Here is a 19,400-nt window from a genome sequence, read left to right on the forward strand (position 1 = left end):
TTTTCATTACAGCTTTTCTGTGACAAGTCCGGGGCAAAAAGCGGGCTGCCCTTGTCTTGCCGCTTAATCTGCCCTATGAAAAAGAATTATGAAAGCAAACGAAGTTGATATTCTGATTATTCCCGACTTTACCAATGCTGACGAAGATCATTGGCAAAGCCGTTGGGAAGCAAAATTATCCACCGCCAGACGGGTAGAGCAAAAGGATCGGGTCAAACCTGTTCTGAAAGAATGGGTGGCAGAACTGGTAGAAACAGGGCGCAGCTGCCGTAAGCCGATTTTGCTGGTGGCGCATGCGCTCGGCGTGCCGGTTGCCGTTCATGCCGTGCCGCAGATGGGAGATAAAATCTGCGGCGGTTTTTTTGTTTCGCCGCCTGATTTGACAAAGGCCGGGGGCCGCCGCCAAAACCTGCCGGCTTTCGGCTCTTATCCAGTTCAGCCTTTGCCCTTTCCCAGCCTTGTTATTGCCAGCCGCAATGATCCGTTTTGCAGTTTTACAATGGCAGAAAATCTGGCCAAAGCATGGCATTCCCTGTTTCTTGATGCCGGCGAATCGGGCCATATCAATGAGCAATCAGGGCATGGCCCATGGCCGGAAGGTTTAATGGTATTTTCGCAATTTCTGGCAAATTTGCCCGAGGCCGGGGTAACAAAAGCGGCAGCGGAACAAGCGGGAAAGAAAATATAGGAAATCTGTCGGCCTGTATCTTGCTGCCGGTGAGCAAAAGGATAAAGAATCGGCAGTTTGCCGCCGCCAACAGGTAAATTTGCCAAGCGGCTTTATCGCAATGAAACTATAAATTTTGGGGTTTTTATGCAAAAACGTCGGCGCATTTATGAAGTTCGGGAAAAAATTATTTTTGAAGGAGCCGAACTCGGCACATATATTCAATTTTTCAAAGATGACAGCAGCTACCCTGGAGACACAGCAGAAAACGACTTCAAAGAAGAGCCGAGGCCTGATGGCAAAGGTGTCCTGCATAATCGCATTTCCGAATATATTTTCGCCCGCCTTGCTGAAATCGGCGTTCCGTCTTATTTTATTAAAAGCCTTAATATGCGTGAGCAGCTTGTGCATACGGTTGAAATGATTCCGCTGCGGCTTGTCTGCCGCAATGCCGTGGCCGGCAGCCTGGCGCGGCGTCTAGGCCTCGTAGGGGGCACGCCCCTGCCCCGTTCTGTTTTTGAATTTTTTTATAAAGATGAAAAGCTGGATTACCCTTTAGTGTCGGAAGAACATATTCTGACTTTTGGCTGGGCCAATGAGCAGGATTTGGAAGAAATGCTGACTCTTACGGCACGCATTAATGATTTTCTTTGCGGTCTCTATGCCGCAATCGGCCTGTATCTGGTAGATTTCAAGCTGGAATTCGGCCGCTTATGGGAGGGCGATATAATGCGCATTGTCCTTGCTGATGAAATTTCTCCCGATTCCTGCCGCTTGTGGGATAGAAAATTGTGGGAGAGCAAATTCCGCCTTGCGCCTGACAGACCCGGCGATAAAGTGGAAAACCACAATGATAAAACGGAAAGCCACAATAAGGCGCCGCTCTTCCGGCGCGCAGTCCATGAGCAAGTGGCGCACAGGCTGGGGCTGCTTAACAAAAATCGCCCTGTTTGCACCAAAGGGCCGGTTCTGGTGCGCTCCTGAGTACTGCATTTTATAGAAATAAAGAAAGAGAGCAAAATTTTGTCTCAGGCAGACTGGTAGAATTGCTCTCGCTCATTACCCATTATTTTTACTGCGCCGGCTATGGCAAATTGAGGTTATTATCATGTTTTCCCAGATAAATTCTTGTTCACTTGCTCGCTTTTTTGGCACTTTCCTGGGCGCAACCCTGCTGCTTTCCGCTTGCAGCGCTACTGGTGACAAAAATTTTACCGGCAATGAGGCGGCGCTGCCAATTATGGAAAATATCGCCCTGAATGCCCGTAACTGCTGGTTTAAATCCGGCGCCAAAGGCTTTCAGGCCTATCGTCTGGCGCCGGAGTTGAAATCTTATTCCGACAGGCCGCGAGTGCTAATTGTGCCATATCATAACCCGGGCGAGCGCCCGCTGCTGGTAGTTGAGGCCAGAGGCAATCCCGCCCGCATTGCCGCTTATGGCCCGTTAATGCAGACAAATCTTTCCCAAAAAATCAGTCGCGATTTGCTGAATTGGTCTGGCGGCGGCAAAAAATGCCAAGGCTGAAGCAGAATATCAGCGCTGAAGCGGAAAAAAGCAGTATCTGCCACCGGCGCGGGCTTGATTGCTTGCCGCTTTTTCTTATAATCGCGCGCAATATGCCTTTAAGGAACATGCTGAATGGCTATGACGGCAGAGCAGATTAAGCAGCTTATTTGTGCGGCTATTCCCGATGCGCAGGTGACTATTCGCGACCTGGCCGGTGATGGCGACCATTATGCTGCCGAAATTATTGCCGAAAGTTTTCGCGGCAAAAGCCGCCTGCAGCAGCACCAAATGGTTTATGCCGCTTTAAAAGGCCATATAGGTGACAGCCTGCATGCTTTGGCGCTGCAAACTTCGGCTCCCGAAAAAGTTTAACCCCGATGGGAGAAATTGATGGAATCCACGCATAATTTTATCGCTGAGGCAATCAAGACCAATGCTGTCGTGCTGTTTATGAAAGGCACGCCTGATTTCCCGCAATGCGGCTTTTCCGGGCAGCTTGTGCAAATTCTGGATTATCTTAATGTGCCTTATAAAGGCATTAATATATTGGCCTCGGAAGAATTGCGCCAGGCGATTAAAGATTATTCCAACTGGCCGACTATTCCGCAGCTTTATATTAAAGGGGAATTTATTGGCGGCTGCGATATTATCCGTGAAATGTTTCAACAGGGTGAATTGCAAAAATTGCTGGTTGAAAAAGGCCTGATTGCTGGCTGATAAAGGTCTTTTCTGCGACAAAGCGCAGGCCGGGCCTCCATTCCCGCTGCAATTTTGTTGCAGCCCTCAAGCAGATATTCAACAGTAAAGCGGCAAAGCCTTCTCCTTGCCTGTGGCCTGTATGGGGCTTTTGCCGCTGTTCCCTTGCGCCTGTAACGGGGCTCGTTCAGGCAGAGAATTTTATCGCAGGGCAGAGAGGGCAAAATTTAATGGCACAAAATCCGGAAATAAGCGCAGCCGATCAGGAAAACCATATTGAGGCTGTTAAAGCCCGCATAGGGCGTAAGGAATTTGTGGTTTTAATGGCAGTATTAATGGCCACCAATGCCTATGCCATTGATATTATGCTGCCGGCGCTGGAGCAGATAAAAACCGGCTTTGACATGACCGGGCTTAACCGGCAGCATTATGTGATTTTTGCCTTTCTGGTCGGCTTTGCTCTGGCGCAATTATTTTTCGGCCCGCTATCGGATTGTTTCGGCCGCCGGCTGCCGCTGATTGTCGGCCTTGCTCTTTACACTATATTTTCTTTTGCTTGCGCCCGTGCTCCTGATTTTGAGACTTTGCTGATTTTGCGCGCCGTTCAAGGCGTGGGTGCCGCCGCCACTCGCGCTATTACTGTTTCCATTATTCGCGATATGTATCACGGCCGAAAAATGGCCGAAATTCTGTCAATCGTAATGATGATTTTTATGATTGTGCCGATTATTGCCCCGGCCTGCGGCAATCTGATTTTATCTTTCGGCACATGGCGCAGCATTTTTAATATTATGACCTATGCCGGGCTGGCCACTATTTTATGGGTATTATGGCGACTGCCGGAAACAGTCTGCCAGAAACGCCCCTTCAGCTTCGGTTCTATCGGCTCAGCCTTTGCTCATGTTCTGCGCAATCGTATCGCTTTATGCTATAGTCTGGCTTTTTCTGTTATGCTGGGCGCCCTGTTTTGCTCACTGACCACAGCGCCGCAAATTTATGAAGGCATTTATCATTTGGGCGCCTGGTTCCCCGCCGCTTTTGCCGCAGTTGCCGCCTTTCAGGCGCTTGCCGCTTACGGCAATGCCAGACTGGTTTTGCGCTTTGGCATGCACAGCCTGTCGCACGGCCTGTTATTAAGCTTTATCGCCGCCTCTTTTATCTGGTTTATCTGGTCATGGGCGGCAATTATCGTGCCTTTTCCCGCTCATATGGTGCTGTTTACCATTATTATGTTTTCTTTCGGCGCTATTGGCGCCAATTTCAACAGCCTGGCCATGGAGCCTTTGGGCCAATATGCCGGAACAGCCTCTTCCGTCTTCGGCTTTATGCAAACACTTATCGGCGCGCTTCTTGGCATTATTATCAGCCAAAGCTTTAACGGCACCACTTTGCCAATAGCAGCCGATTTTATGCTTCTCGGCCTTATTGCACTGGCCCTGGTGCTGCTGGCCGAAAAAGGCAAATTATTTGATAGAAAATCTGCCGCCTCCGGGGAAGAATAGCCAATTCTGCTTACGGGCTGTCACAATTCAGGCTGCTGCCGCCGTTTTTTGATATGAAATCCGAGATAAAGCGCCAAAATCCACAGCGGCACAATCAGCGCCGAAATACTGACATCAGGCACAGGCAAAGTGATAAGCGGCCGGTTCAGGCCAAAAGCCCGCATTAACAGCCCGCCTTCAGTAAAACCGGTCAACAGCATAAGCACAAACAGGCCACCCAAAAAAGCAAGACAGAGATAATTGCTATAAGGGTAAAACGGTGATTTAAAAATTAAGGGCCGCTTTTCTTCCCCCTTTATGCGCGCTTCTTCATAATGCTGCCGAAATTTTAGCTGCGCCAGAACAATCATCGCCCAGCACGTGGCCAGAGCTGTGGTCACAATCGCCAGAATACGCATAAAAGCACCGTCAGGGATAAGATAATTCAGCCCCAGCCCCAGCCCGGTGCACAGAGCCGAAAATATAATGCCAATATAAGGCACGCTATAATGATTCAGGCGAGCAAAAAGACGCGGTGCATTTTTTTGCTCTGCCAGGCTCATTAACAGGCGGCCATTAGCATAAGCGCCGCTGTTAAAAACAGAAATAGCAGCAGTAATCACCACCAGATTGACAATATTTGCCGCCGATTTTATACCGATTGCGTCAAAAACCGTTACAAACGGGCTGCCGCTGCCGCTCGCAACATTGTCCCACGGGTTCAAAATCATAATAACTGCCATGGCAGCCAGATAAAAAACCAGAATCCGCACCATAAATTGCTTGATCGCTTTGGGAATGGTTATTTCAGGCTTTTCGGCCTCAGCCGCAGTAAAGCCGATAAATTCTGCCCCGCCAAAAGAAAACATTACCACAGCCAGCGCCATAATTGAACCGCCGACCCCCAAGGGGAAAAAGCCGCCATGCGCCCATAAATTGGACAGGCCGGCTTGATTGCCGCCAGTGCCGGTAATAATCAATAAAGCGCCGAAAATAATCATGCCGATAACCGCCAGCACTTTAATGCCGGCAAACCAGAACTCAAATTCGCCAAAAAAACGCACCGTAATCAAATTTATACATGTGATTATAAACAGCACAGTAAAAGCCGTTTTCCAATGGGCAACAGGCAGCCAATGGTCAAGATAAATGCCGATAACCGTCAATTCGGCAATGCCGACCAATATATATTGGAACCAGGAATTCCAGCCGGCAAAAAAACCGGCAAACTCACCCCAGTAACGATAGGCAAAATGGCTGAGAGAGCCGGCCACCGGCTCCTGCGTTATCATCTCCCCCATCATACGCATGACAAAATAAATAAAAACGCCGCCAATAAAGTAAGAGAGCAGCACAGCCGGCCCGGCAATGGCAATAGCCTCACCGGAGCCGTAAAACAGACCGGTGCCGATAGAACCGCCAAGCCCCAGCATTTGAATATGGCGGCTTTTTAATGTGCGTTTAAGATGAATTTTCTGCCGGTGCGGATCTGACACTTTATCTCCCATTATCCATGCGGCCCGCTTTGCCGAAAAGCAAAGGAAAAAGCGAACCGGATTTTATAAACAGCTATAAGCCAGGCGGGGTTTATCATTTTTGCTCTCGCCGTTTTTTAATATGAAAGCCGAGATAAAGCGCCAAAATCCACAGCGGCACAATCAGCGCCGAAATACTGACATCAGGCACAGGCAATGTAATAAGCGGCCGGTTCAGGCCAAAAGCCCGCGTCAACAGCCCGCTTTCAGTAAAGCCGGTCAACAGCATGAGCACAAACAGGCCGCCTAAAAAGGCAAGGCAGAGATAATTGCTATAAGGATAAAACGGTGATTTGAAAATTAAACCCCGCATTTGGCCGTTTGCCGCTTTTTGCCGCCTGTAAGCACGGCGAAAGCGCAAATGCACCAGCACAATCATCGCCCAGCTCAAAGCCACAGCAGTGGTCACAATCGCCAATACCCGCATAAAGGCACCGCCGGGGATAAGATAATTCAGCCCCAGCCCCAAAGCGATACAGAGTGATGAAAATATAATACCAACATAAGGAACAGAATAACGATTAAGCCGCATGAAATTGCGCGGTGCATTTTTTTGCCCGGCCAGGCTGAGCAATATGCGGCCATTGGCATAAAGGCCGCTGTTCAAGACCGAAACAGCGGCCGTAATCACCACCAGATTAAGAATATCGGCCGCCGATTTTATGCCGATTGTGTCAAAAACCGTTACAAACGGGCTGCCGCTGCGGCTGTCTATACTGTTCCATGGGCTTAAAATCAGGATAATTGCTGTGGCGCCAATATAAAAAATCAAAATCCGCACCATAAATTGCCGAATAGCCTTGGGCAGGCTTGTTTCCGGCTCGCTGGCTTCCGCCGCCGTCATACCAATAAGCTCACTGCCGCCAAAGGCAAACATTACCACAGTCAGCGCCATAATCGGCCCGCCAAAGCCGAAAGGGAAAAAGCCGCCATGCGCCCATAAATTGGACAGGCCGGCTTGACTGCCGCCGGCGCCGGTAATAATCAATAAAGCGCCGAAAATAATCATGCCGATAACCGCCAGCACTTTAACACCGGCAAACCAGAACTCAAATTCGCCAAAAAAACGCACAGCGGCTATATTGACTATAGTCATGGCCAGTAACAGGGTAAAACCGGTCTGCCAATGGGCAATTATTATCCAATGATCAAGATAAATGCCAATCACAACCAGCTCGGCAATGCCAACCGCCACAAACATAAACCAGTAATTCCAGCCGGCCAGAAAACCGGCAAATTCGCCCCAATAATGATAGGCAAAATGGCTGAAAGAGCCTGCCGCCGGCTCTTGCACCGCCATTTCCCCCAGCATACGCAGCACCAGATACATAAACAGGCCGCCAATAAGGTAAGAGAGCAGCACAGCCGGGCCGGCAATAATAATAGCCTCACCGGAGCCGTAAAACAAGCCGGTGCCGAGAGCACCACCCAGTGCCAGCATTTGAATATGGCGGCTTTTTAATGTGCGATTCAGGCGGGGCTCAGTTACCTTGGCTGTTTGTGAATTCTGCTCTGCCATGCCGGCCTCCGTCTATTTATTCCGGCCGCACCGGCCAAAAAGCCGGGCGCGCTTGTCGGCTTACAAAATTTGCTCTGTGCCGGAGCGCTGCTGCCAGCTCACTTATTTATTTCCCCTCACCCCGCTTTTATAATTTTTAAAGCGAAAGCCGAGATAAAGCGCCAAAATCCACAGCGGCACAATCAGCGCCGAAATACTGACATCAGGCACAGGCAAAGTGATAAGCGGCAGGCTCAGGCCAAAAGCCCGCGTCAACAGCCCGCTTTCAGTAAAACCGGTCAACAGCATAAGCACAAACAGGCCGCCTAAAAAGGCAAGGCAGAGATAATTGCTATAAGGGTAAAACGGTGATTTGAAAATTAAACCCCGCATTTGGCCGTTTGCCGCTTTTTGCCGCCTATAGGCACGGCGAAAACGCAAATGCACCAGCACAATCATCGCCCAGGTGACAAGGGCAGCCGTCGTTACCACGGCCAAAATGCGCATAAAGGCACCGCCGGGAATAAGATAGTTCAGCCCCAGCCCCAAAGCTGTGCAGCAGGAAGAAAATAACACGGCTTTATACGGCACATGGTGCCGGTTTAATTGTGCCAGAAAGCGCGGTGCATTTTTTTGCCCGGCCAGGCTGAACAACATGCGGCCATTAGCATAAGCGCCGCTGTTAAAAACAGAAATAGCGGCAGTAATCACCACCAGATTAAGAATATCGGCCGCCGATTTTATGCCGATTGTGTCAAAAACCGTTACAAACGGGCTGCCGCGGGAGCTTATGACACTATTCCACGGGCTTAAAACCATAATAATAGCTGTAGAGGCCAGATAAAACAGCAAAATCCGCCACATAAACTGCTGTAATGCCTTGGGAATTACTATTTCAGGCTGCTCCGCTTCGGCCGCAGCAATGCCGACAAGCTCGGCCCCGCCGAAGGAAAACATCACCACCACCAGCGCCATTAACATGCCGCCGGCACCAAAAGGGAAAAAACCGCCATATTCCCATAAATTGGCCAATTTGCTGCCGCCGGTGCCGGCGACAATCAATATAGTGCCGAAAATAATCATGCCGATAACCGCCAGCACTTTAATGCCGGAAAACCAGAACTCAAATTCGCCAAAAAAACGCACGGCAGTCAAATTCACACAAGTAATAATGAGCAACAGGGTAAAAGCCGTTTTCCAATGGGCGACAGGCAGCCAGTAATCGAGATAAATGCCGATAACAGTCAATTCGGCAATGCCGATAAGAATATAAAGAAACCAGTAATTCCAGCCGGTCAGAAAACCGGCAAATTCTCCCCAATAATGATAGGCAAAATGGCTGAAAGACCCAGCTGCCGGCTCTTGTACCGCCATTTCTCCCAGCATGCGCATAACAAAATAGATAAAAATGCCGCCAATAAGATAAGAGAGCAGCACAGCCGGCCCGGCGATAGCAATAGCCTCACCGGAGCCATAAAAAAAGCCGATGCCAATGGCGCTGCCCAAGGCAATCATTTGAATATGGCGGGATTGCAGGCGGCGCTCAAGCCGAGGCTCCGGCACAGCTTTGTTTGTTATCTTATCTGTCACTGGAGCTCCTGTCGCCGGCCGATTTCGCCGGCAGCAGACTGATTAAACTTGATAATGCGGTAGAAATCAACCCGCAAGAGCGGTGAAATCAAACAGTGTCTTATCCAGCAAATGGCTGGGACGAATATTGCCCAAAGCGCGTATCATTATATCTTTGCGCCCGGGCATATGCTTTTCTATTTCCGTCAGCATGGATTTCATCGCCTGACGCTGCAAACCGTCCTGGCTGCCGCATAAATTGCATGGAATAACAGGAAACTGCATATAAGCGGCAAATTTGGCCAAATCTTCCTCTGCCGCATAAATAAGCGGCCGCAAAACCAGCATATCGCCTTCATCATTACGCAATTTGGCCGGCATAGCGGCCAATCGCCCGCCATGAAACATATTCATAAAAAAAGTTTCCAGAACATCATCGCGATGATGCCCCAGCACCAGCGCCGAACACTGCTCCTCCCGGGCAATGCGGTATAAAATACCGCGGCGCAGGCGCGAGCACAGCGAACAATAAGTTTGTGTCTGCTCCAGCCTGTCGGTTACAATAGTATAAGTATCCTGATATTCTATGCGATGGGCAATACCATTCCGGCGTAAATAATCCGGCAAAATATGTTTGGGAAAATCCGGCTGGCCCTGATCCAGATTGCAGGCCAGCAGCTCAACCGGCAGCATGCCGCGCCATTGCAAATCCAGCAACAGGGCTAAAAGGCCATAAGAATCCTTGCCGCCGGAAAGGGCAATAAGCCATTTTTGCCTGGGCCTGCCCGGCTCCGGCGCCAGCATGGAGAAATCTGCCATTGCCTGACGCATATGCCGCAACAGGCGTTTGCGCAATTTATTAAATTCCACCGTAGCGGCAATATGACGAAACATGGGCGCACAGGCCGCGCCTGAGGGGTTTTCTTCTGCCGGCATACGAAACCCGCTCCCTTAACTTTGCAAAATCACACAATTTTGCTTGCTTTATCGGCCGCAGCGGGCGAAATCAGCCTCGCCGCTTCGACCTGCCTGATAAAAGCTAGAAAACCATTATAGAAGAAAGTTGACCGCAAAAATCAAGGGAGCCTGAGCCCCCTTGATAAACAGACCCGCGCCAGGAGCCGTAACCTTATATAAAACAAAAACTAGCGCGAATAAAACTCAACAACCAGATTAGGCTCCATATGCACAGCATAGGGCACATCGGATAATTGCGGCACACGGCTATAAACAGCTCTCATTTTGGTGTGATCGGCTTCAATATAATCAGGCACATCACGCTCAGGCAAAATAACAGCCTCAAGCACAAGCGCCAACTGCCGCGATTTTTCACGCAATTCAACGACATCACCCGGCTTGCAGCGATAAGATTGAATATTGGTGCGGCGGCCATTGACCAGAATATGACCGTGATTGACAAATTGACGCGCGGCAAAAATTGTCGGCACAAATTTCGCCCGGTAAACAATAGCGTCCAGCCGGCTTTCCAGCAGACCAATCAGGTTTTCACCCGTATCACCGCGGCGGCGCACAGCTTCCTCATAAGTTTTATGAAACTGCTTTTCTGAAATATCGCCGTAAAAACCCTTCAACTTTTGCTTGGCGCGCAACTGCACACCATAATCGGAAAGCTTGCCCTGACGGCGCTGGCCATGCTGGCCCGGGCCATATTCACGGCGATTAACAGGAGATTTGGGGCGCCCCCAAATATTTTCTCCTATACGGCGATCAATTTTATATTTTGCAGAATTACGCTTGCTCATTGCATTTCCCGTAATATTATAGCACTTTCGGCAGAAAGTGCCTTGAGTTTAAAGGAAAACGCCCCTCCTCTGCCCTTGTAACTCGCTGAAAAACACCGCAAACAAGGACTGACAGAAAACTCACCGCAAGCCGGAATAAAACTTAAAGCAAGTAATCACGGGACATATCGGCCATAATGCCCGGCCAAAGCCGGCAGAATTCATAGCCCGCTCTTCCTTTAGGCAATTTTGCCGCCAGAGTCAAGGCACTAAATATCTGAACCCTGCGCCAATTACGCCCAAATCGCCGCTGCCGACTATCGCCTTTTATCCGGCGCCGATCCGGGCCATCACGGCCTGTCATTTTTTCTCTTCATTTTCAGACCAAAAGCATGAAACAAGCGCTCACTGACAAAATCAGCGCCGGCTTTATTATCTGTCAGAATTGCATAATCCTGACATTGGCCTTTGCTCTTGCCCGGTTCCGCATCAAAGGCCGGCAATAAAGCTTTTGTCTGCAAGAGTGACTGCGCCCGCCGGGCAATCGCCTCTGCCGGATCAAGCCAATCTACCGGCCAGGGGGCGAGATTACGCAAAAGCGGCGTTAAAAACGGGTAATGCGTGCAGGCCAGGACAATTATATCCGTGCGCCGCCCCTTTTCTTCGACAAAACAGGGCGCAATTTCTGCCCGGATTTTTGCCGTATTTACGGGCCGGCCGCGGACATAATCTTCTGCCTGAGCTGCCAGATTTTCACTGCCAACCAGCGTCACCCGGCTTTGGCCGGCATATTTGGCAATTAAATCCTGCGTATAAGCGCGTTTTACCGTGCCCGGCGTGGCCAGAACCGAAATCAGCTTTGAGGCGCTGTGCTCAGCCGCCGGTTTAATAGCAGGCACAGTGCCGACAAAATAATAATCCGGAAAAACGCGGCGCAAATCATCAAGCACCAGCGTTGAAGCAGTATTGCAGGCCAGCACACATAAAGCGGGATTATATTTTTGTAAAAAACCGGCAAATAAATGCAATAAACGAGCGCGCAGGGCCTCCTCTCCCCAGGCGCCATAGGGGAAGCCGGCATTATCCATAATATAGAGAACCGGCCAGGCCGGCATTAACAACCGCGCCTCCCGCAAAACAGTCAACCCGCCTATGCCGCTGTCAAAAAACAGCACAGGCCGGGTTTTCAGCCTTTGTTCACCCTTTGGCGGCAACATTATCGGCCTCTCCCTTTATGCCCTCTATTATTGTCTTTTGCGCCTTATCGTGCTTCTGCTTGTCGACAGCAGTTTCAGGCAAAACAGCCGGCCCGCTTTGCGACTTTTTGCGGGCAAAGCGATCGAGCGAGGCAAAAACCCCGCTTAATAATTTCACTTCTGCTTCGGTAAAAGCCGGGCGGGTCAGCACGGCGCGCAAATTATCAACCATAACCGGTTTGCGCGCCGGCGGGCGGAAATAACCGCGCGCCGCCAGCGCCTCTTCCAGCCGGCGCAACAGGCCATGCAGGCTTTGTTTGCGCGCCGGCAAAAATTCCGGCCCGCGAAAGACAGTTTGCGTCTCTGCATTGAGGCCGGATTTCAGCCATTCATAAGACATTAGCAAAACAGCCTGGGCAATATTTAATGAAGCAAAAGCGGGATTGACAGGAAAGGTCACCAAAGCATCGGCCAGGCTGATTTCTTCATTGGAAAGGCCGAAACGCTCCCGGCCGAAAAGAATGCCGGTTTTGACACTATCTCCCCCTTCGGCCTGCCGGTGCCGTAATTGCCGCGCCGCCTCTATGGCACTTAAAACAGGCTTGAACCCGCTTCTTTCACGCGCTGTTGTGGCCAGAACATAATGCAAATCAGCAATAGCAGCCGGCAAATTGTCAAAAATAACGGCTTTTTCAATAAGCGCATCGGCTTTGCTGGCAGCGGCAACAGCTTGCGGATTAGGGAATTTTTCCCGCGGGCGGACAAGGCGCAACTGCCAAAGGCCGAAATTGGCCATAGCCCGCGCCGCCATGCCAATATTTTCCGGTAATTGCGGCTCAACCAAAATAATAATAGGCGCCGGTGCGGCCGGTTTTGCCCGTTTCCTGTTGGTTCCCGCCATAAATTATTCACCTGCCTTTTACGCCTGTTGCCTGCCGCAGGCTGATTTGAATGCCGGCTTTATTATAAAAGAAAAATATTTTTTTGCCACAGTCTTTTGCCCCGGCCCGGCGGCCGGAATCCAACCTCGCTTCACCCACCGGCAGAATAGCAAAAATCGCCGGCAGCGATGCCGCTTGTGTCGCAGGCCAGAAACTTTTATATTGCTTTTTCCCCGCCGCCGCCTTAGCCTGAGGCCGTCTTCGCCGCATGCCGGCAAAAGCCGCGGTAAAGCCCGTATTTAGAGAATAATTATGGTATGCTACATTGATTATAAAGAAGCGCCGCTGAAATATACCGGGCAGATACGCCTGTTTGATGCTGAAGCTTTTGCCGGCATGCGGCGGGCATGTCAGCTTACCGCCCGCTGCCTGGACGCGCTGGCCGATATTGTCAAACCGGGTGTGACCACAGCCGAAATCGACCATTTTGTTTTGGCTTTCGGGGCAAAACACAATGCCCTGCCCGCTACTCTGAATTATCGCGGTTATACACATTCCTGCTGCACTTCTGTCAATCATGTCGTCTGCCATGGTATCCCCGATGACCGCCCCTTGCGTGAGGGAGATATTGTCAATATTGATGTGACCTATATTTTGGACGGCTGGCATGGCGATTCCAGCCGCATGTATCCTGTCGGTACAGTCAGGCGCGCGGCTGAAAGACTGATGGAAGTTACTTATGAAAGCCTGCTGCGCGGTATTGCCGCAGTCGAGCCGGGAGCGCATATTGGCGCTATCGGCGCCGCTATCCAGCTTTATGCTGAATCGCAATTTTGCTCTGTTGTCCGTGATTTTTGCGGCCACGGCATTGGCCAAATTTTCCATGATACGCCCAATATTCTGCATTATGGCCGGCAAGATGAAGGGCCGATATTGCGCGAAGGCATGATTTTTACGATTGAGCCTATGATCAATCTTGGCAAATATGGGGTGAAAATTTTAAAAGACGGCTGGACAGCGGTGACGCGCGATCGCTCGTTGAGCGCCCAATATGAGCACACAATCGGCGTTACTTCTGCCGGGTGTGAGGTTTTTACCCTTTCACCCCGGGATATTTTTTATTTACCCAATAAAGCTAAAGCTTAGTATAATACGGGCAATCAAAGGCTGCTCCTTGTTTCAGCCCGCAGGCCGGCGGCAGAGCCCGGCTTGCGGATTTTACAGATTACGGCATTGTGGCGCAGGGTAAAATGGCACGCAAGAAAAAAGATAAAAAACAGGCCTTTGAAGAAAGTCATACTCTTTCCTTCAACCCGGAAAATATTCCCTTGCCGCCGGATCTGGCTTTATCCCGGTTTTTGCCGATAGATCTTGCTTTGAGCGATAAGCAAGAGCCGCAAAAACCGGAGACAGAGATAAATCTTTCGCCAAAAGCGCCGGCAAAACATAAAGAGTGGCATCATTATGACGGCCACAGGCAGAGATTGCGTCAGCGTTTTCTCAATACTGGCGGGCAGGATATGCCTGATTATGAATTTCTGGAGCTTTTGCTGTTTCGCTCGCAGTCGCGTAAAGATACCAAACCTCTGGCTAAAGCGCTTTTGGCGCATTTCGGTTCGCTGGCGGAAGTTTTGTCAGCTGATATACGCCGCCTGCAAGAGGTGAAAGGCTGCGGCGCAGCAATAGCGACAGATCTCAAAATTGTCGGCACGGCAGCGGCGCGTATGCTGCTTTCCGGTCTGCTGAAACGCGATGTTTTCAATTCATGGGATAAGGTGGTTGCCTATTGCCGCTCCGTCATGGCCAGCGAAGAACGCGAGCAGTTCCGCGTTTTGTTTCTGGATAAGAAAAACGGCCTGATTATTGATAAAATCATGCAAACAGGCACGGTAGATTACACCCCGGTCTACCCGCGTGAGGTTATAAAACATGCTCTGGATCTTGCTGCCTCCTCTCTCGTTCTGGTGCATAATCACCCCTCCGGTGACCCCACGCCTTCGCGGCAGGATATTGCCATGACCACAAAATTGCAGGAAACCGCCGCCGGCATGAATATTACAATTTATGATCATCTGATTATCGGCCGCAACGGCTATGCCAGTTTCCGCAAGCTGGATTTACTGTAATCAGGCAGGGCGCACATGCCGGCAGCTTTAACGGGCCGGCGCACGCAAAAAATTTATAAATCTATATCCAGAATAGCCATAGAAAAATTATAAGAAAGCTCGCCTTCATCTTCATCGCGATAAATAATGCCTAAAAATTCATCACCCAGATAAAGCTCGCAGGAATCGCTCTTGCGCGGTCGCCCTTTCACTATCAGAGAAGAATTTTGGAAAACGCGTTTAAAATAGGCATCAAGCTTTTTAATTTCTTCGGGGTTCATGCCAATCTCCTGCTGTCAAGCCGCACCGCAGCGTCCCTCCCGCCCCAATCGGGGCAAAATCTGCCAAAACCCGACTGCCCGGCTCAATTCCCTTTAACAGCAAATTAAAACAACCGCCTGAAACTGTAAAGCCTTAATTTACCGCCGGAGAGCAAAGCGCTCCGACAAGAAACAAAGCAGCGCCGGTTAAATCATATGCCGTCACCGCCGATAAAAAACAGATTCATGGCCCCTGCCTCCGCTTTGCTGAGAATGCGCGCCGGCACACCGGCAACGGTCACATGCGGCGGCACAGTTTTCACAACAACAGAATTGGCCGCTACTTTGGAGTCCGCGCCGATTTCAATATTGCCCAATATTTTTGCCCCGGCGCCAATAAGCGCGCCCCGGCGGATTTTCGGGTGGCGATCGCCGCCGCTTTTACCTGTGCCGCCCAGGGTCACTTCATGTAATAAAGAAACATTATCTTCTATAATAGTAGTTTCACCAATCACTACTCCGGTAGCATGATCCAGAAACACGGCTTTGCCGATTTGTGCCGCCGGGTGAATATCTGTCTGAAAAACAGCAGAAGAGCGGCTTTGCAGATAACAGGCGAAATCCTTGCGGCCGTCCTGCCATAAAGCATGGGCAATACGATGAGTCTGCAGCGCCTGAAAGCCCTTATAATAAAGCAGAATATTCATAAAATGCGTTGTTGCCGGATCACGCTCCATGACAGCGCGCAAATCGGCTTCCACCAGGTTTTCCGCCTGTTTAAGGCGGGCAAAAACCGCAGCAAAACTGAATAAAAGCACATTTTTATCAATAATCGCCCCATAATGCAGGCGCTCAGCCAGCCGCATCAGCAGCGCCTCCTGCAAATTTTTCCGGTCAAGAATGAAATAGCGCAAAAACAGCCCCATAACCGGGTCACGCGCGGCTGCTTCTGCCGCTTCCCGGCAAATTATCGGCCAAAGCGATTTGTCTGGCGCCGCGTCTGCTCGCTGTTTTATCGGCCGCAATGCCGTCCTCCTCTCTTGAATCCCACCAGTTTCCCGGCTATGAAACCCAGGCACACATCAACACAAGCAGCGTTAAAACGGATATTTGGCAAAAAAATCCACCACGCTTTGTTTATAAATTTTGTCCCCCACAGCCAGCATATGATCCCGTCCGGGAATTGTCAGCACCTCACCTCGCGGCAATAAAGCCGCCAAAGGCTCCGGTGCACCGGCAATTTCATCTTTACTGCCCACGGCAACCAGAACAGGCGCGGCAATTTGCCTCACTTCTGCTTCTGTCAGCTCTTTTTTGGAAGTGATAACACAGGCCGCCAGTGCCTTAAGGTCACTTTTGGTATGTTCGGCAAATTTGCGGAACATATGCCCGCGTATTGAGGTCACCGCGTCACTATCCGGCGCAAGCAGGGCATCACGCACAGTTTGCCAGTCCCCCGCCCCCGTTACCATGCCAATACCCAGCCCACCAAAAACCAGGCTGCGTATTTTTGCCGGCGCGCGCAAAGCGAAATAGGCGCTGATACGCGCTCCCATGGAATAACCCATTATATGCGCCTGCGGCACCTGCAAATACTCCAGCAGCGCCGCCGCGTCATCGGCCATGGCTTCCGGCCTGTAGGCTGCGGCCTTATAGCTTTTGTCCGAATTGCCGTGACCGCGATTATCAATGGCTATTACATGATGGCCGGCGGCAAGCAGCACCTCAAACCAGCCGGTGGCAACCCAGTTTATCAGGCTTGAGGAGGCAAAACCGTGAATTAGCAAAACCGGGCTGCCCTGCTCTTTTCCCGCCTGGCGAAAAGCCAGACGAAAACCGTCATGATAAAAATAATCAACCTGCTCCGCACTCATTAAAACTGCCCCGTTTCACTTGCATTCGCCGCAAATAGCGGGGTGCAACATTTTTTGCCCCGCTTTTATGCCTCTGGCTCTTGCCTGCCCGGCACGCAGCTCAACAACATAAGAAACCGGGTGGAGAGAAGAAATCAATTTATGCGAAAACGGCTCGGCATGCTCATAAATATAAACAATTTTACCCTGTTTATCGGCAAATATCATATCCAGCGGCAAAGGCGTATTATCCATCCACATAGTGACAACCCGCTCTTCCGGGGCAAAAACAAACATCATAGCGCGATTTTCAGGAAACTGGCGGCGATACATCAGGCCGCGCGCCTTTTCATCATCTGAACGGGCAATTTCCGCGGCAAAAATCTGCCGACCTTTATTGGTTGCGACAATCAACGGTGCTTTATCTACCGGCAGAGCCATTGGCGTATTATTATCGGCAGAGCTGCCGCTCACCATATTGCCCTGCGCCAAAGCCCGGCCGGCAAAAGCAGGCATAAGCCATAACAGACTCAGAAAAATAACATATACCGGGCGGGTAAGCATAAATATTCTCTTTTTCCTCAATCCAGAGTGTCGTCCTGTTACACCCTCTCAGCCCGCGGTAATAGCAAAATTACCGCAAAGGCAAAAGCCTGTTTACAACAAATATTGCAGATGAAACAGACTAAAATAATAGCGGCCGATAAATAAAAATAAGGCGGGGGCCAAACCCCGCCTTGCCTGAACCGAGCCAAAGCCAATCAATGCACAGGAAAGGGGCTTGGAATATCCGGGTGAATTTCCACCGCCATATGCCCTTTGCCGCTGTCGCCATAACGCACCAGCACAACCTGGCCGGGGCGCAATTCTGTCAGCCCGTAGCGGCGTAAAGTCTCCATATGGATAAAAATATCCCCCGTGCCTTCGCCGCAGGTTAAAAAACCGAAGCCCTTATTGCGGTTAAACCATTTGACAATAGCACGCTCCAGGCCGCTGGAGGGCACAACACTGGCTCTTGTCCGCGGCTCTGTTTCAGCGGGGTGAACGGCACTTGTCAGATCCATAGACAAAACCTGAATACATTGCAGGCCGCGTTCACCGTGACGGGCGGCACAAACAACGCGCGCCCCTTCCAGCGCAGTTTGATAACCGTCACGGCGCAAAACTGTAACATGCAACAAAATATCAGGCAGTTGCGGGTCATCAGGCACAATAAAACCATAACCCTTGGCCACATCAAACCATTTGATAAGGCCGCTCAATTCGGCAATTTCAAGCGCATCGTCAGGCGCAAAAGCCTGTTCCCTTTTTTCTGCCGCTGCCGGTTCATTTTTCAAAAATTGCTTATCCGTCATAATTCCGTTTCCTAACCCTAAAAGCATTTCCCCATGCTGTTCCAGCCATTCAAGAAAATGCAACAAACAAAGCCTGAGAGGATAATTTCAAATCCTCGGAAACCCCTGATAAACGCCTGACTTGTTAAAACACACGATTCATTCATAAATAAAAGATTGCTAAACTTGGCCTGACTGTGCAAGCACTGCTGCCGTGATTTCCACTTAAGATTGTAAAATTTCAGTAAAAAAGCAAAAATTTCTCTCTAAAATTGTAAAAAAACAACGCAAAGGGGAAAATTTCGGGTTGTATCTGCCGTTAAAAAACCATGAATCGGGGCGACAATCAAAGGGACAAAGCGCCGCATTATCGATTCTCTCACTTTTTGGGCAGAATCGATAAGCAGAGTGGCAATAAGGGCTGTAAGCAGTATTAAACAGGGAGTTTCCGGCCAATGCGTTATTTGCATACAATGGTTCGTGTCAGCAATCTTGAAAAATCGCTGCAATTTTACACCGAAGTTTTCGGCCTTGTGGAAACACATCGTCTGGAAAATGAGAAAGGGCGCTTTACCCTTGTTTATCTGGCCGCACCGGCCGATAAAACGGCGGCAAGGGCGCAAAAAGCGCCGGAGCTTGAGCTGACATGGAACTGGGATAAAGAAATTTATACGGGCGGGCGCAATTTCGGCCATTTGGCTTATGAAGTGGAAAATATATATGCCACTTGCCGCAGCTTGATGGATAAAGGCATTATAATTAACCGCCCGCCGCGTGACGGCCATATGGCTTTTATCAAATCGCCGGACGGCATTTCTATTGAATTGCTGCAAAAAGGAGGCCCGCTGGAGCCAAAGGAACCCTGGGCAAGCATGGAAAATAGCGGTTCGTGGTAAAGGTAACCAGGCCAGACAATGTTTCCGCGCCGGCCTGGTTGTAATCTTTCCGCCTCTTATAATCACCGCTTGTTCGCAGGGGCACTGGTGGGCCTTACGGCGCTGCGCTCTGCCAAACAGCCGGCCACCGCCATAGGCGCATTGCGGCGCTTAGGCGCAACCCGCACCGAGCTTACCGCG

Annotated in this window: 21 protein-coding genes; 9 read left to right on the forward strand and 12 right to left on the reverse strand. The window is 50.3% G+C overall.

Features of this window, described 5'->3' with window-relative positions:
- Positions 1-88: 88 nt before the first annotated feature.
- From DPQ22_RS06945 to DPQ22_RS06970, 6 genes are all read left to right on the forward strand, one after another.
- The gene (locus tag DPQ22_RS06945; RefSeq protein WP_150214476.1) at positions 89-688 is read left to right on the forward strand and encodes an alpha/beta hydrolase; all 600 of its coding nucleotides are present in this window, start codon (positions 89-91) and stop codon (positions 686-688) included.
- Positions 689-814: 126 nt separating this feature from the next.
- Positions 815-1,651, forward strand: coding sequence for a phosphoribosylaminoimidazolesuccinocarboxamide synthase (locus DPQ22_RS06950; protein ID WP_150214829.1), 837 nt, complete (start codon positions 815-817; stop codon positions 1,649-1,651).
- Positions 1,652-1,775: 124 nt separating this feature from the next.
- Positions 1,776-2,192: a hypothetical protein gene (locus DPQ22_RS06955; protein ID WP_246681525.1), complete on the forward strand. Its 417-nt coding sequence runs from the start codon at positions 1,776-1,778 to the stop codon at positions 2,190-2,192.
- Between the two features lie 114 nt (positions 2,193-2,306).
- A complete protein-coding gene (locus DPQ22_RS06960; RefSeq protein ID WP_150214478.1) occupies positions 2,307-2,546 on the forward strand; it encodes a BolA family protein in 240 nt (79 codons plus the stop codon).
- An 18-nt stretch (positions 2,547-2,564) separates the two neighbouring features.
- Entirely contained in the window at positions 2,565-2,891 is a 327-nt protein-coding gene (gene grxD / locus DPQ22_RS06965) for a Grx4 family monothiol glutaredoxin (RefSeq protein WP_150214480.1), read from the forward strand.
- A 209-nt stretch (positions 2,892-3,100) separates the two neighbouring features.
- Complete coding sequence (locus tag DPQ22_RS06970) at positions 3,101-4,372, forward strand: multidrug effflux MFS transporter (protein ID WP_150214483.1); 1,272 nt, start codon at positions 3,101-3,103, stop codon at positions 4,370-4,372.
- A 20-nt stretch (positions 4,373-4,392) separates the two neighbouring features.
- On the opposite strand, the gene DPQ22_RS06975 is transcribed toward DPQ22_RS06970, so the two are convergent.
- The 7 genes from DPQ22_RS06975 to DPQ22_RS07005 all read right to left on the reverse strand — a co-directional run bounded on the left by DPQ22_RS06975 (position 4,393) and on the right by DPQ22_RS07005 (position 12,792).
- Positions 4,393-5,859, reverse strand: a complete 1,467-nt coding sequence (locus DPQ22_RS06975; RefSeq protein ID WP_150214485.1) for an amino acid permease — start codon at positions 5,857-5,859, stop codon at positions 4,393-4,395.
- Between the two features lie 82 nt (positions 5,860-5,941).
- Positions 5,942-7,405: an amino acid permease gene (locus DPQ22_RS06980; protein WP_150214487.1), complete on the reverse strand. Its 1,464-nt coding sequence runs from the start codon at positions 7,403-7,405 to the stop codon at positions 5,942-5,944.
- 102 nt (positions 7,406-7,507) lie between these two features.
- Complete coding sequence (locus DPQ22_RS06985; RefSeq protein WP_150214833.1) at positions 7,508-8,899, reverse strand: amino acid permease; 1,392 nt, start codon at positions 8,897-8,899, stop codon at positions 7,508-7,510.
- A gap of 141 nt (positions 8,900-9,040) precedes the next feature.
- Positions 9,041-9,889, reverse strand: coding sequence for a tRNA 2-thiocytidine(32) synthetase TtcA (ttcA, locus tag DPQ22_RS06990; RefSeq protein ID WP_150214489.1), 849 nt, complete (start codon positions 9,887-9,889; stop codon positions 9,041-9,043).
- A gap of 209 nt (positions 9,890-10,098) precedes the next feature.
- On the reverse strand, positions 10,099-10,716 hold the full coding sequence (gene rpsD, locus DPQ22_RS06995; RefSeq protein ID WP_150214491.1) for a 30S ribosomal protein S4: 618 nt from the start codon (positions 10,714-10,716) through the stop codon (positions 10,099-10,101).
- Between the two features lie 329 nt (positions 10,717-11,045).
- Positions 11,046-11,912 carry a glutamate racemase gene (murI, locus tag DPQ22_RS07000; RefSeq protein ID WP_150214493.1) on the reverse strand — a complete coding sequence of 289 codons (867 nt, stop codon included), beginning with the start codon at positions 11,910-11,912 and terminating at the stop codon, positions 11,046-11,048.
- Entirely contained in the window at positions 11,893-12,792 is a 900-nt protein-coding gene (locus DPQ22_RS07005; RefSeq protein ID WP_150214495.1) for an RNA methyltransferase, read from the reverse strand. Before DPQ22_RS07005 ends, murI begins: the two co-directional genes overlap by 20 nt.
- Before the next feature lie 292 nt (positions 12,793-13,084).
- Between DPQ22_RS07005 and map the strand changes: the two genes are divergently transcribed.
- Entirely contained in the window at positions 13,085-13,918 is an 834-nt protein-coding gene (gene map / locus DPQ22_RS07010; RefSeq protein ID WP_150214497.1) for a type I methionyl aminopeptidase, read from the forward strand.
- Between the two features lie 104 nt (positions 13,919-14,022).
- Positions 14,023-14,898 carry a RadC family protein gene (gene radC / locus DPQ22_RS07015; RefSeq protein WP_150214499.1) on the forward strand — a complete coding sequence of 292 codons (876 nt, stop codon included), beginning with the start codon at positions 14,023-14,025 and terminating at the stop codon, positions 14,896-14,898.
- Positions 14,899-14,951: 53 nt separating this feature from the next.
- Here radC and DPQ22_RS07020 read toward each other — a convergent pair whose 3' ends face one another.
- From DPQ22_RS07020 to DPQ22_RS07040, 5 genes are all read right to left on the reverse strand, one after another.
- Positions 14,952-15,158 (reverse strand): DUF3126 family protein, encoded by a 207-nt coding sequence (locus DPQ22_RS07020; RefSeq protein ID WP_150214501.1) that lies wholly within the window; start codon positions 15,156-15,158, stop codon positions 14,952-14,954.
- 191 nt (positions 15,159-15,349) lie between these two features.
- A complete protein-coding gene (cysE, locus tag DPQ22_RS07025; RefSeq protein ID WP_150214503.1) occupies positions 15,350-16,162 on the reverse strand; it encodes a serine O-acetyltransferase in 813 nt (270 codons plus the stop codon).
- Positions 16,163-16,234: 72 nt separating this feature from the next.
- Entirely contained in the window at positions 16,235-17,011 is a 777-nt protein-coding gene (locus DPQ22_RS07030; protein ID WP_150214505.1) for an alpha/beta fold hydrolase, read from the reverse strand.
- A gap of 15 nt (positions 17,012-17,026) precedes the next feature.
- Complete coding sequence (locus DPQ22_RS07035) at positions 17,027-17,554, reverse strand: DUF192 domain-containing protein (protein ID WP_246681526.1); 528 nt, start codon at positions 17,552-17,554, stop codon at positions 17,027-17,029.
- A gap of 197 nt (positions 17,555-17,751) precedes the next feature.
- Positions 17,752-18,345, reverse strand: a complete 594-nt coding sequence (locus DPQ22_RS07040) for a cold-shock protein (RefSeq protein ID WP_150214837.1) — start codon at positions 18,343-18,345, stop codon at positions 17,752-17,754.
- Between the two features lie 434 nt (positions 18,346-18,779).
- Between DPQ22_RS07040 and DPQ22_RS07045 the strand changes: the two genes are divergently transcribed.
- Positions 18,780-19,220, forward strand: coding sequence for a VOC family protein (locus DPQ22_RS07045; RefSeq protein WP_150214507.1), 441 nt, complete (start codon positions 18,780-18,782; stop codon positions 19,218-19,220).
- Positions 19,221-19,400: the final 180 nt, after the last annotated feature.

The sequence above is a fragment of the Candidatus Tokpelaia sp. genome (assembly GCF_008636115.1).
Lineage (GTDB): Bacteria > Pseudomonadota > Alphaproteobacteria > Rhizobiales > Rhizobiaceae > QLZD01.